The 13,400-nt window shown below is 62.2% G+C and carries 11 protein-coding genes and 1 pseudogene; 6 read left to right on the top strand and 6 right to left on the bottom strand.

From position 1 onward, the window contains the following. Positions 1-63 precede the first annotated feature (63 nt). Positions 64-1,740, top strand: a complete 1,677-nt coding sequence (locus tag BDOA9_RS31075) for a N,N-dimethylformamidase beta subunit family domain-containing protein (protein ID WP_025037854.1) — start codon at positions 64-66, stop codon at positions 1,738-1,740. 7 nt (positions 1,741-1,747) lie between these two features. Here the strand turns inward: BDOA9_RS31075 and BDOA9_RS31070 are convergent, their stop codons facing one another. Continuing rightward, complete coding sequence (locus tag BDOA9_RS31070) at positions 1,748-2,554, bottom strand: GntR family transcriptional regulator (protein WP_025037853.1); 807 nt, start codon at positions 2,552-2,554, stop codon at positions 1,748-1,750. A 144-nt stretch (positions 2,555-2,698) separates the two neighbouring features. Here BDOA9_RS31070 and BDOA9_RS31065 point away from each other — a divergent pair, with 144 nt between their 5' ends. Next, positions 2,699-3,925, top strand: a complete 1,227-nt coding sequence (locus BDOA9_RS31065; RefSeq protein ID WP_025037852.1) for an aminotransferase class III-fold pyridoxal phosphate-dependent enzyme — start codon at positions 2,699-2,701, stop codon at positions 3,923-3,925. A 112-nt stretch (positions 3,926-4,037) separates the two neighbouring features. On the opposite strand, the pseudogene BDOA9_RS40170 reads toward BDOA9_RS31065, so the two are convergent. Next, positions 4,038-4,265 (bottom strand): annotated as a pseudogene (locus tag BDOA9_RS40170) (SDR family NAD(P)-dependent oxidoreductase); the annotation flags it as partial. Positions 4,266-4,736: 471 nt separating this feature from the next. On the opposite strand from BDOA9_RS40170, the gene BDOA9_RS31055 reads away from it, so the two are divergent. Further along, positions 4,737-5,897: an alpha/beta hydrolase family protein gene (locus BDOA9_RS31055; protein WP_244521545.1), complete on the top strand. Its 1,161-nt coding sequence runs from the start codon at positions 4,737-4,739 to the stop codon at positions 5,895-5,897. 6 nt (positions 5,898-5,903) lie between these two features. Next, on the top strand, positions 5,904-6,767 hold the full coding sequence (locus BDOA9_RS31050; protein ID WP_025037849.1) for a DUF3313 domain-containing protein: 864 nt from the start codon (positions 5,904-5,906) through the stop codon (positions 6,765-6,767). A 76-nt stretch (positions 6,768-6,843) separates the two neighbouring features. Here the strand turns inward: BDOA9_RS31050 and BDOA9_RS31045 are convergent, their stop codons facing one another. The 4 genes from BDOA9_RS31045 to BDOA9_RS31030 form a co-directional block, all read right to left on the bottom strand. Then, on the bottom strand, positions 6,844-8,274 hold the full coding sequence (locus tag BDOA9_RS31045; protein WP_025037848.1) for a pyridoxal phosphate-dependent decarboxylase family protein: 1,431 nt from the start codon (positions 8,272-8,274) through the stop codon (positions 6,844-6,846). 98 nt (positions 8,275-8,372) lie between these two features. Beyond that, complete coding sequence (locus tag BDOA9_RS38315) at positions 8,373-9,068, bottom strand: hypothetical protein (protein WP_152033546.1); 696 nt, start codon at positions 9,066-9,068, stop codon at positions 8,373-8,375. A 286-nt stretch (positions 9,069-9,354) separates the two neighbouring features. Then, positions 9,355-10,506 (bottom strand): MFS transporter, encoded by a 1,152-nt coding sequence (locus BDOA9_RS31035; RefSeq protein WP_025037846.1) that lies wholly within the window; start codon positions 10,504-10,506, stop codon positions 9,355-9,357. 415 nt (positions 10,507-10,921) lie between these two features. Then, a complete protein-coding gene (locus BDOA9_RS31030; RefSeq protein WP_025037845.1) occupies positions 10,922-11,536 on the bottom strand; it encodes a TetR/AcrR family transcriptional regulator in 615 nt (204 codons plus the stop codon). A gap of 249 nt (positions 11,537-11,785) precedes the next feature. Between BDOA9_RS31030 and BDOA9_RS31025 the strand changes: the two genes are divergently transcribed. Further along, entirely contained in the window at positions 11,786-12,700 is a 915-nt protein-coding gene (locus BDOA9_RS31025; RefSeq protein ID WP_025037844.1) for an SDR family oxidoreductase, read from the top strand. Beyond that, entirely contained in the window at positions 12,697-13,353 is a 657-nt protein-coding gene (locus tag BDOA9_RS31020; protein WP_025037843.1) for an SRPBCC family protein, read from the top strand. Before BDOA9_RS31025 ends, BDOA9_RS31020 begins: the two co-directional genes overlap by 4 nt. Positions 13,354-13,400 lie beyond the last annotated feature (47 nt).

Here is a 13,400-nt window from a genome sequence, read left to right as displayed (position 1 = left end):
GGCCCAACATGCAAAGTCGCCATCTCGTCGCCGGAGATGGCTTCTCGAACCAGGGAGGCAGTCATGTCGGACAAGCCTGAGTTTCAAGCCCCGGAATTGGGATCCTTCAACGTCGCCCCCCGCAAGGCGCGCCCGATGCACGCGGACGAGCACTGGGCCAGCCAGCCCTGGTATGAAATTCCGCGCGGCGATCCCGCGGTGGCAGAGGTCTACACCTATACCGATGCGATGTCTTACGCCCCCGGAGACGAAGTCGTGTTTCGCTCCTCCGCAACCGCAAAGACCTGGCGGTTGCAGATCTATCGCGACGGCCTCGAGCCCGAGATGGTGCATGAGGTCGATGCGCTTGACGGCATGTTCGCAGCCACGCCGTCCGATGCCTATCGCAATGGCTGCAACTGGCCCGTCGCTCATCGCTGGAAATTGCCGCCGGACCTGCGTTCAGGCTTCTATCGCGTGGTCTCGTCGTGCGAACGAGCGAATGGCGCCCGCTTCGTCCAGCACCATTTCTTCGTCGTGCGCCCGACCGAGACAACGCGGCGCGCGAAGATCCTGATGGTCCTGCCGACCGGCACCTGGACCGCCTATAACGATTTCGGCGGTGCCAATCATTATTTCGGCATCGAAGGTCCTGACCGCGACGAGCCGTCGCCGGTGCTGTCGCTGCAGCGGCCATGGACGCGCGGCATGGTCTGGCTGCCATCAGGCGCACCGCGCATCTGCGCCGATCCCGCGCCCGAGATGGGTGACGCGCCGCGCTATCAGATGAAGGAGTGGGCGTTCTCCAACGGCTTTGGCCAATATTACGCGGCAGCGGGCTGGGCTCAGTTCGACCGGCATTTCGTGCTCTGGGCGGAGAAAGAAGGCTACGCCCTCGACATGATCACCCAGACCGATCTTCACTATCGGCCCGAGCTGCTCGACGCCTACCCCTGCGTCACCATCATCGGCCATGACGAGTACTGGACATGGGAAATGCGCGAGGCGATCGAGCGCTATGTGGAGGGCGGCGGGCGGCTCGCGCGCTTCGGCGCCAACTTCCTGTGGCAGATCCGGCTCGAGGACGAGGGCAGGCGCCAAGTCTGCTACAAGTTCAAAGCCATCCACAAGGACCCGGTCGTCGGCACGGACCGCGCGCGTCTGATGTCGTCTGCCTGGGAAGATCGCAACGTCCGTTGGCCCGGCGCCTCCACTGTCGGCGTGAACGGTGCGCACGGCCTCTACGCATCCTGGGGCGGCTTTGCGCCGAACGGCCAACGAGGCTTTACCGTCTATCGCCCGGAGCATTGGGCGTTTGCCGGCACAGGACTGCACTATGCCGATATCTTCGGCGACAAGCAGCACATCTTCGCCTACGAGGTCGACGGGCTGGATTACACGTTCCGCGACGGCTTGCCGTTTCCCGTTCCGGTCGATGGGCAGCCCGAGACCATCCAGATTCTGGCGATGGCGCCGGCCGTCCTGGCCGAAGACGAGCCGCAAGGCGAGGGCTTCCGCTACTACATCCGCAGCAGCGACCACGAGGGCTTGGTGGAGTGCATCAACGGCGAGGTCACGCCCGAGGGGCTAGCCCGCTACAAATACGGCTCCGGCATGATGGTGCACATGACCCGCGGCAAGGGCGAGGTGCTGACAGCCGCGACCTGCGAATGGGTGATGGGGCTGAAGCGCGGCGATCCGTTCACGCAGCGGATCACCCGCAACATCCTCGATCGCTTCACGGCGCCCAGGTCCGCGTGAGCAACTTTCAGCGACGCCTGGATTTCGCGCGGGCCGCCTTGGCAGGTGATGCGGCGCGCGTCTTCGTCGCTTCAATCTCGACGTCGTCGTCGATGGCTGTCTCAGGCGTGATGAAGCGCGTACCGCCATGCTTTTCCAGCAACCGGACGAGATTCTGGCCGCCCTCCATCATGTCCGCCTGGATCGACTCGCGAACCTTGTCCGGCCGGCGCTGCCGCAGATTCTTGAGAACGGACAGGTGCTGATGTTCGTTTGGATAGGTCGGGGGGGCGTGCGGGTAATGGAAATTCAACAGGGGTCCGTTGCGCATCCAGATATCGTCGAGGATGGCGAGCACTTCGGGAAGCCCCGATCCATCATAGAGACCGCGGTGGAATTGCCAGTTGGCGCGAACCGCGTCGGACCATCTGCGCTCCTTCTCCGCGCTGATCAGCTCGCGGTGAGTGGCCTCCATCCTGTCGATATCGGCTTCCGAGATGCGCGTGGTTGCGTGCTCGGCGGCGAGTCCCTCGAGAAACAGCCTGACGGTCCTGAGCTCGATATACTGCTTGGCCGTCATGTGGGCGACCATGATCGAGCGACCCGCCTGCATCTCGAGCGCGCGGCCGCGCACGAGCTGCATCAGGGCTTCGCGGATGGGCGTCTCCGACACGTTCATGGTCGCAGCAAGGTCGCGAATCTTGAAGCGATGGCCCGGCCAGAACCGGCCTTCCATCAGCGCCTGGCGCAGATTGTTGTAGACCAGGCTTGTCAGGCTGTCGCGCGCGACCGGGCCCACGCCGCCTTCGCCATGTCTCTGTTCAACGTCCACCATTCTCGGTCCCCGAAGGTCTGGGCCGTTCGGTCATCCGCGCCCTAGCCTTCGATACGAGGTCTACGGGTCCGGGCCAGCAAAGCAACAATTCCCTTGTCGCCGACAACATAATATATGATATATCATAACTGGAGAAGAGAGAACATGCCGGAGATGATCAGGACAAGGGATGCTGCCCTGCGGGCGCGGGCCGAAAAGGTCGTGCCAGGCGGGATGTGGGGACATCTCCACGCGGCCAAGTTGCCGGAGACGTATCCGCAGTTCTTCAGCCGCGGCGAAGGCGGCGTGCTCTGGGATGTCGACGGCAACCGCTACGTCGACTTCATGTGCAGCTGGGGTCCCAACCTGCTCGGCCATCATCATCCCGAAGTGGAGGAAGCGGCCGAGCGTCAGCGGCGCGACGGCGACTGCCTCAATGGTCCGGCCGAGATCATGGTCGAGTTGGCCGAGCTCGTCGTGGATATGGTGGGCCATGCCGATTGGACGCAGTTTCAGAAGAACGGCACCGATGCGACGACGACGTGCGTCACGATCGCAAGGGCTGCGACGGGTCGGCGAAAGATCCTCGTCGCCAAGGGCGCCTATCATGGTGCCGTGCCGTGGTGCTCACCGTCGCTTCTCGGCGTGACCGCGGAGGATCGCGCCCATCTCGCATATTTCACCTTCAACGACGTCGAGAGCCTCGAGGCGGCGGCCGAGGCGGCGGGTGATGACCTTGCCGGGATTCTAGTTTCGGCGTTCCGCCACGATCTTGGGTTCGACCAGGAGCTTCCCACCGTGGAGTTCGCCCGCGCGGCGCGTCGCATCTGTGACAGCAAGGGGGCCGCGCTGCTCATCGACGAAGTTCGCGCCGGCTTCCGCCTGAATGCCGCCGGTAGCTGGGAAGGCCTTGGCGTTCGGCCCGACCTGTCGGCCTGGAGCAAGGCGATCGCCAATGGTCATGCCCTGGCGGCCGTCACCGGAGCCGATTGGCTGCGCCGTGCTGCGTCCCAGGTCTTTGTCACGGGGTCATTCTGGGCCGGCGCCGTCGCCATGGCTGCTGCCGTCGCGACGTTGAAGATCGTGCGCAGGGACGATGTTCCGGCCCGCCTCGCGCAGCTCGGGCAAACACTGCGCGATGGCCTCGAGACGCGTTCCCGTCAGTTCGGTCTTGCGATCCGTCAATCGGGGCCCGTGCAAATGCCGACCCTGTTGTTTGAAGGCGACCCGGACTATCGGAAAGGTTCGGCCTTCTGCAGCGCGATGCTTGCAAGGGGTGTCTACTTCCATCCCAAGCACAATATGTTCCTCTGCGCCGCTCATACCGAGGCCGACATCGCCGCTGCGCTCGAAGCAGCGGAGCACGGCTTTGCAACTGTGGCGGCACTTTGATGCGGTCGTAGAGCAGAGCCGATCCTGCCTCGAAGCGTCCATTGCCGTGATCCAGTCGCGACTGCTCGATCCGGTTGCCGACTCCAGCATTGTTGATGACGCAGTCCAACTTGCCGATCTTCTCGATGGCAGCCGCTATCAAATGGTCGACCTGAGTGCCGTCACTTACATCCGCCCGGACGGCGAACGCACCTCCGCCTGCATCGGCGATTGCTTGGACGATCTGATCCGCTGCCGCTTTGCTGCTGACATAGTTGACAATCACCGGATTGCCGGCGAGCGCGCAATCGAGCGCCAGCTGCCTGCCTATTCCCCGCGAAGATCCGGTGATAATGGTCACCTTTCCACTCGTCTCGAGCTTCCCTGGTGGCACGCTGTTTACGTGCCGGCGGGCACTCCCTCTGTCATCGTCGGGAAACTTTCAGGTGCCTTGCAAGCCGTGATGCAGGACAGTGAAGGGCGAGCGCAGCTGGAAGAAATCGGGCTGGTGGCGCAGTATCGTCCCGCGGAGGAAGCGACTCTGCGGACGTCATCGGATATGGCGAGCTTCAGAAAGATCGCCAAGGAAAGCAACTTCAGCCTGGATTGAAATTGCACCGTTTTCGATCTCGGCAGTCTCGTCGACTCGAGCAGACGAGCTCGCATGACCTGTCGGATGATCACGCACGCGTTACCGAATGCCGCGTGGCCTGCGTCAAAATAATGCACCCAGTGCAGTTTTATTGACACAAAGAACCCGGACTGTTACCGAATTGGCTTCGGCACAAGTGCTGTGAATGCCGGGTGCGGGGACGTAGCAGGAGTAATGGTCATGAGAAGCTGGCTCGCTGCTATGGCATTGGCATGTGCCGTCGCGATGGCATTGCCTGAAGCTGCGAACGCGCAGAATGCTCAGGTGCAACAGGAGCATGCGGCCTTTCGTGCGGTCGACTTCGATTGGGTAGATGCGTCTCGAGGTCGCGAAGTTCCTGCTCGCTTGTATTGGCCCACCGAGGCATCGCCGGGACGGGTGCCACTGATCATCTTCTCGCACGGCATGGGCGGTTCGCGAAACGGCTACACCTACCTCGCCGCCCGGTGGGCCGCGCACGGCATCGCGAGTTTGCATGTCCAGCATATCGGGAGCGATACCTCGCTCTGGCGTGGAAATCCCTTCGAGCTCGTGGGGCGGCTGCAAGCAGCGACCCGGGATGATGAAGCCGCGGCGCGTGTCGGAGATCTCCGTTTTGCGCTCGACCAAATGCTGTTGTTTGCAACCGGTCCGTACGCCCGATTCATCGATATGCGACGTATCGTCGTAGCCGGACATTCCTATGGTGCGAACACCGCGTTGTTGACGGTGGGTGCGCGGGTTGTTCGGGATGGTCGGTGGCTCGATTTTCGCGACCGGCGCATCAAGGCGGCGATCGTGATTTCCGCCCCACCTTTCTACGGCGAGAAGGACTTGTCGAGCGTGCTCGCCAACATCGCCGTGCCGACGCTTCACGTGACGGCCACGCAGGACGTCATCAAGATTCCCGGCTTCTATTCGGCTGCACGCGATCGGGTCGCAATATTCGAGGCGATCGGCAATCGGCGCAAGCTTCTGGTCATGTTCCGAGGCGGATCCCATAGCATGTTTACGGACCGCGCTCTGACCGGCGGGCCAGGACTGAATCCGAAGGTCAAGGAAGCCACCGGAGATTTGACGCTTGCATTCCTGGACTATGCCTTTGCCGGGGATTCCAAAGGTTTGGCGCAATGGAGCGTCGATTGGCAGGACATTCTCGCGGCGCCTACAGCGCGGAATTCCATCCCGATCTCGGGCGCGGTCGTTCGGCCGGATTGGCAAGATAATAGCATGCGTGCGTCCTCGGCCGAGAAAAGCCGCATCCTGACCAGTGAGCGACAGGGGAGTTATCCTCCCCTTGGGGCTGGAGCACGTCAAGCGACGGCAGACATCGACTGGTCGGCATCTGTATTGCATCGGTAAAGTCCGATGCAGCGTTGCCCGCTCATAGCGGCCTTGTGTCTGCTGACCGCCGGCTGCGCGACTGCGCCGCTGAACAGGGCGGGTTCGCTCACCAGTTATGATGGTCTGACGCCATCCGACGGTGTTCTGACGAAGTCGATCGTTCGCGTCGACAAGGAGGACGTTCTCGGCGCCAAGACCGTGCGGCTGGTCGAAACTCGGTTTTCGACCAAAGCGGCGGCGGAGGTCTCCTTCTCACCGGAGCAGCGCAAGATCATCGGCAACGCTATCGACCGTGCTCTGTGCTTCGGGCTGAGCGAGCGGTTCGACATTGCCGGCCCGGCGGATCAGGCCGACCTCACCGTTCAAGCGGTGATCACACATGCGGCGGCGACGGATCCTGCGGCGGCAGGCGCATCCGGTGTCGCACGGGTCGCGAAATCCGTGCTCCTGCCTGGAGTGCCGGTACCTGTTCCGCGCATTCCGTTGGGACTCGGCAGCTTGTCGGTCGAAGGTGAAGCACGGGACCGACACGGGAAGCAGAAGGCGGCGATGGTATGGGGCCGCGGGGCGAATTCCTTCACGAGCTCGCCGCGCGTATCGCCGGACGGCGATGCATACGACCTCTCGACGGCCTTTGCCGCCGACTTCAGCAGACTGCTCGTCACGGGCAGTACCCCATTCGGAGCGGCTCCAGCGCTGCCGTCGCTGGACAGCTTGCACGTGTTGCTGGGCGGCGCGCCGAAGCAATCCGCGTGCGAGGCGTTCGGAAGAGCTCCGGGAATTGCCGGGTTCATCGGCCAGGGACTAGGCGCTCCCCCAAGTTGGACCGACAAAGGCGCGGTATCTCTATCGTCTCCGGCCGCCGCACCACCGGCCGGCGGGCCTTAACCCGCGACATGAAGCGGGCGGCATCGCGATGTTGCGATGCCCGCGGGGGCGATGCACCCCTATCTACCCGGGCTATTCACGAAAATTTGGGGACGGCCGCGGCAGCCGCTTCCTGGATCGTGCGCCACACCGCCTCTATGTCGCTCGCCTCGGTGGATATCGTGCCGATCGAGACGCGAACCATCCAGTGCCCGGCCGCGGTAGCCGGCGTGACATAGGCTTGGCCTGAGGCGTTCACCGCATGGGCCCATGCGCGCGTGAAGTCATCGAGACGATGGGAAGGCACGGATCTCGGGCGATACACAAGACACACGGTTTGCAGAACGACGGGCGCGACGACTTCCCAACCCGGTGTCGCTTCGACTTTCGACCGAAGATGCTGGGCCAGACTGATGTCGCGCCGCAACCTCGCCTGCAACCCGGAAACGCCCTGTTCCCGTATGGCAAACCACAGTTTCAACGCCCTGAATCTCCGTCCGAGCGGAATGCCGGTGTTACGCAGATTGCGCACCTTCTCGTCGGCCTGAGATTGAAGGAAGCTCGGATCGGCCGACATCACCCTGAGCAGGTGAGGCTCGTCCCGAACGAAATAGAGCGAACAATCGAACGGGACGCCGAGCCATTTGTGCGCATTGATCACGACACTGTCCGCGTCCTCGACGCCTTCCCACATCCACCGTAGCTCGGGCAAGATCATCGCATTCCCGGCCATGGCAGCGTCGATGTGGAGCCACAAACCGTGCTTCCTCGCTATGGCCGCGATCTCGGAAACTGGGTCGATGGACGCGGTGGCGGTCCCGCCCACGGCCGCGACGATCGCGCATGGCTTGAACCCGGAGCGGATATCCGCAACGATGGCATCCTCGAGCGCCCCTGGCCGCATCGCGAAATTATCGTCGATATCGACCATGCGGACATTCTCGCGGCCGAAGCCAGCGAGCAGCGCCGCCTTTTCGACGGAAGAATGAGCGCTTGTCGACGTGTAGATCGTCAGTGGCTTGAGTTCCGCTTGCAGACCCTGGCGAACGAGCGAAAAACCCGTCGTCTTCTCCCGGGCACATAGCAGAGCAACCAACGTGCTTGTCGACGCAGTATCGTTGATAACACCGAACCAGGCGGAAGACAGGCCGACCATTTGCCTGAACCAGTCGACCGTGACCTCCTCAATCTCCGTTACCGCGGGCGACGACTGCCAGGACAGCCCCAGAACCCCAAGTCCGCTGCTCACGAGGTCGCCAAGGATACCGGAGCCAAGTGAATTTGAGGGAAAGTAGCCGAAGAACCGCGGGTGTTGCCAATGCGAGATGTTGGGGAGAACCACTGAATCAAGATCAGCGATGACCTCATCAAACCCCTCAGCTTCCAGCGGCGGGGAGGGTAGAAGCATCGCTTTAACGTCACCCGGCTGGGTCGCAGGCTGGACCGGATAGTCGGACATCTTGGCATGATAGTCGGCCAGCCAATCGATGATCTCGTGACCTCGTCGTCGGAATTCCTCGGGCGTCATTTAGACCTCTATGGTTGTTCACTCCGGCTGGGTGTTTCAAGCGGAGCCGGGGGCTGTTTTGGATTCCTTCGCGACGAGTTGCAAACAGCTCCGCACCTTCAGACGATCAACTCATGCGGAGCGCGTGGGGGCGGTGCTCCGCATGATCGCCTGCGGCGACGAACCCGGGCCAGCGCCGACGTAGCCAGCGCGCGAATCTTCGCCATGGTTCCGACGCGAAGCACGCCGAGCGCAGGAAACAAGGCGAAGAGCAAGGTCAATCCGATCCATTTCGTCAGCCGGCCCGTGAGGAACGCCTGGATCGTTGGGGTGACCTCGTCCTGGATGAAATCCACGGTCGCGACCAATATCGGCTTCGCGCCAGGGCAGACGAAGCTGCTTGAAACCATGCCCGCCAGATCGAAAGAGGGATGGAATGAAATCACATAGAGGAGAGCGGCGACGCCGACATTCGTGAGAACCGGAGATCGGATTGCCTTCACAAAGCGTGATGCAAGACGAGAGGAGATTGGAGTTGCGAAGGGCTTTTCGTGGTCCGCGGGCTGGAGGGACTGCAGGGTCTTGGCCGACCCGTAGGCCCCCCGGACCCGAACGATCCGTCCGCGCGCTCGGTGTGCAGCGGCCGCTCCGCGTCTTATGCGCGTCTCGATCGGCAACACGCGCGGGCGCGGTCGGCCAAGGTGATCCGGATTGCCGCTATGGATCGGGGGCACGCCGCCGGGAAGCGCTCCAGCATCACGCTCCCCCCCATGCCGCAGGTTGGTATCGGCCCCATCCGCCATATCAGATGTCATCTAATTCCTCCTTTTTCGTCCCCGCGGACGACGGTAGGGCCCCTAAAGGCAGGCATCTGGAATTTCGCACCAGACGTAAATTATATCGCACTTGGTGTAATATTATCTGGGCGATTTCGTGGCCCGGCCCGTCTGGCCGCGTCGCCTGCTCGAAAGGAAGGCGTGTTCGACCGTACAGGGGCCACGCCGGCGCGCCCTGGAGCGTCTTCTCGCGCGATAAGTAGCCGCCGGTCAGCCTGACGATTGGTGCCGGCCAACAAGTCGGTCGCTGTCGTTCAATCCCTGCTCACGATCGCCGAAGTGAACCAGCGATCCGCCGGTTTGCAATCAACAGGACGATGCCGGTGGCGGCGCTGGCGACCGGGACAATCAGCAATCCAATCGCGAGCCCGTTCGGCATCTGCGCATTGGTCGCGGCGTCGCTGATCGCACCGACGAGCAGCGGCCCGATTGCCGGACCAAAGAGGCCCGAGCCGATCAGAACGAGGCTACTAGCCATCGCCTCTTTGCCATTTCCGGCCACCAGATGTGCAGCGCCGAACCCCCATGGCAAAAGAAATGCGAAGGACAACATGCTCGGCACCAGCAGCAATATCGAGAGCCAGCCGATTGACGCAAACAAGGCCGCAGCGGTCGTCGTGCTGGCGACAAGAAAGAGAACCGCGGGAGGCCCGAGTACCCTTCCTGTGCCGGAGCGCACCGCGCGATCGAACCAACGCCCGCCTATGAGCGTACCGAGAATGCCCATCAGACCTTGGAGAAGCCCGAACGCCAGCCCGGCCTCGCTGGCGCTGTATCCGTGAGCGCGAATGAGAAAGGAAGCTGCGAATGCGTAGAACGGGGCTCCCGCGAAGCTGCCGATGACTGCGCCAATGAACAGCCAACGAAAGTCCTTAGACGATAGAAGACGCAAGCTCGCTTGGAAGAACGGTTCGCTCCCGGTCGCTCGGCTACTTGTTGGCGGAGTCGGGCTGATGATTGCGAGCACCAGCAGGCCAATTGCTGCTCCTAAGGCTCCGGCGCCGATCAGCCCCGTACGCCAACCCAGCATATCGCTGACGGCGCCGCCGCCGGCGAATCCGACCATGGTGCCGAGAGGGATACCCAGGGCGAAAAAAGCAATTGCGAGGCCGCGGAACGCGGGGTTGATCTTCCGGGCGATGATCGCGTGTGCGGCCGGGGTGGCGCCGGCCTCGCCGAACGCAACGCCGAAACGTGTGCATGCCAGGAACAGGAAACTTGTCGCGAAGCCGCCAAGCGCCGTCATCGCACTCCAAAGCAGAGTACATAGGACGATCACAAACCGGGGCGATCCGCGGTCGGACGCTCTGGCAAGTGGCAACGAAAGGAGTGTGTAGCAAATGGCGAATGCAGCCCCGGTCAAAAGGCCGATGCTGGTGTCGCTGAGCGCTAAGTCGGCCTTGATCGCTTCTGCCATGACGAATGGCAGTATCCGATCGATCTGGGAAATCAGGCTCACGAGAAACAATGCGGTGAGCGTGGCCGCAACGCGCCATCCATGGATGTATTCGCGGCCGTCAGCTTCAGGGACAATTGGCAAGAGGTCCGGCCTTTACGTTAAATGCGTGACGCCTTTCGTCATGCCAAAGGATGTTTCTCTTGCCGGATAGTGTCTGCAAAAGAAGGCGGCCGATTGCCGATGCCCGCTAGTAGATACGTCTGCCCGGCGGTACAAGACACCAAGTGTCGCACCGGCTTGGTCGATCGGAGGCTCGCGTGTCGTGCGATCGCTCGGGCGGTGACTGCCGATGCATCCTCTTCGGGGGAGGCGCTCGACCATGGCTCGCTGGAGAAGCGGCCCAGCGACCCTGGTCACTCCGAGGCCGTCCCTTCTAGAGGACGCTCTGCAAATTTGCGAAGGATTCGCGGAGATAGGCTGCCGGCGGTCGCCTGCCGTTGTCGTTGCTCCAGGATTCGATCGCCAGTCGAAGGGCTCCGACGGCGACCATGGCGACATATCGAAGAGATTTCCGCCGCTTGGCCTGCGGCCATTTCACGCAAAGGGCTTCGAAGATCGCCTGTTCCTGAGCAATATATTTGGCGTGACTTGCGGAAATCAGCGCCGGACTCGAGCGGATCACCCGATCGAGGGCAAGGCTCTGCTCCGAATTGTAGTTGCCGGTCAATTTCAGCAAAGCATTCTTGACGGCGTCTATTGGAGATTGATCCGAAGGCTCGGCGATCACCGCAGCCCTGATGAGCTGCGTGAAGTGGCTTTGCCACGCCAGCAAGATCTCTTCTTTCGACTTGAAGTAATAGAAGAACGTCCGCCGCGAAATGCCGGCCGCCTCGGCGATCGCCTCGAGGGTCGTCTCTTCGTAGCCATTCGTCATGAACAGCTTGAGGCCTGCTTCTGCGATCCGCGCCAGCGTCTCACGCCGTTTGCGCTCGCGAAGACCCTCCTCTTTGTCGTTCCCCGTTACTTTTGCCGGCAAGGAAAGCCCCATCCAAAAAATCGCACCCAGTGTAATATATTACACGCTGCGCAAGCAATGTGCAAGAAAAAAGCGATTGTCTGCCGTCACTTAGGCTGCGCTCACGATGCGATCGCGGCCCTCAATTGGTCGCCGCGTCCGCGGCCAGAGGTCGCGCAGCCCGTGTCCGCAATGGTCTTGTAATATCGCACGTAGTGCAATAAAAAATACACTTAGTGTAATAAGTGCCATGTGCCAGCTTAGTGAACGTACAGGGAAGCCATGCCGGATTGGTCCGTCAAAGATATTCCATCTCAATTGGGGCGGTCAGCCGTCGTTACGGGAACGGGGGGAATTGGCTTTGAAGACGCATTGGCATTGGCCCGTGCCCGCTGTGAGATCATCATCGCAGGCCGCAGTCCGGAGAAGGGCTCGAGCGCTATTGCACGGATCCGTGCGGCATTTCCCGACGCCAAGATCCGCTTTGAAGAGCTCGACCTCGCGAGCCTGAAGTCGGTGAAGGATTTTGGCTGTCGGATGCGGGCCCAACGGTCGAGCCTCGACATGCTCATCAACAACGCCGCCGTCATGGCCCCGCCGCTGCGGAAGGTGACGGGCGACGCCTTCGAGCTCCAGTTCGGGACCAACTATCTTGGCCACTTTGCGCTGACGGCGGAACTCCTTCCGCTGTTGCGCAACGGAAAGGAGCCGCGCGTCATCAACGTTTCGAGCCTGGCCGCCTGGAGCGGTGTCATCGACTTCGACGATCTTCAGGCGGAGCGCGAGTACAGACCCATGCGGGTTTACAGTCGATCAAAGCTCGCGTGCCTCATGTTCGCGTTCGCGCTTCAGACGAGAAGCGATGTCTCCGGATGGGGAATCAGGAGCATCGCCGCGCATCCCGGCATCGCCCGCACCGAGCTGATTCCAAACGGCGCCGGAGCTCGCAGCTTGCAGGGCTTCGCTCGGTCCTTCCTCTGGTTCCTGTTCCAATCGCCAGCTCAAGGGGCGCTGCCGACGTTGTTCGCGGCGACGTCTCCGCTCGCCGAACCCGGAGGCTATTACGGTCCGGACAGTCTGGGCGAGACCCGCGGCGCACCAGCCGCCGCTCGAGTACCCCGGCAAGCCACAGACGCGTCCGCGTCCGCGCGGCTCTGGGAGCTTTCCGAAAAGCTCACAGGCGTTCGCTTTTCATGAGACGGGGCGCTTTCTCGATTTGCGCCGTCGTCTCACTGGCTCTGGGCGGGTGCGGCGCGTCCCTGATCGGCGCCGATCCGGTGTCGTCTACAGCGAGCCTCAACCAAGCACAGGATGTCGCCCGGCCGGAGCTTGAGCGCAATGCAGATTTCGAGAAGATCAGCGTCGAGACGGAAATCCAGGCACCCTTGGCTGCCGTGACGACTTGGTTCGCCGACCGCGGCGCCGCGGCGTTCGGCTCATTTCTGACCGGAACGGACAATGTGCCCGGTGTAGTGAGCACCGAGTCGCTGGGTGGTGGCTGGAGCAAGCCAGGCGACCGCCGGCGAGTCGTGTTCTCGGACAACAACAGCGCGCTGGAAGAGATTACGGATCGCAACCCGCAGCTCCTGCAATATCAGATATGGAATCTGACCAACCGTACTGGGCGCTACATCAGGTATGCGGTGAGCGAGCTGGAGTTCATTGGTAACGGCCAGGCGACCCGCGTGCGCTGGACCTATTCGTTCCGGCCCAAGATCTGGCCGGACGGCTATCTCATCCGGCCCTACGTCCAGAACGATTTCCGCAGGTTCATGGAGGTCGGCCTGCAGGCAATGCGGGACAAGGCGGTGGCGGACCTCGCTCAGAAGCGAAGCGCGCGGTCGTCCTGAGCGGGAGTGGATGAGCTTGAGCATCGACCGGAGAAGTGTACGTCGAT

The sequence above is a fragment of the Bradyrhizobium sp. DOA9 genome (assembly GCF_000617845.2).
Lineage (GTDB): Bacteria > Pseudomonadota > Alphaproteobacteria > Rhizobiales > Xanthobacteraceae > Bradyrhizobium.
Note: the sequence above shows the minus strand (reverse complement) of the source record. Positions and strands in the feature narration are given on the sequence as shown.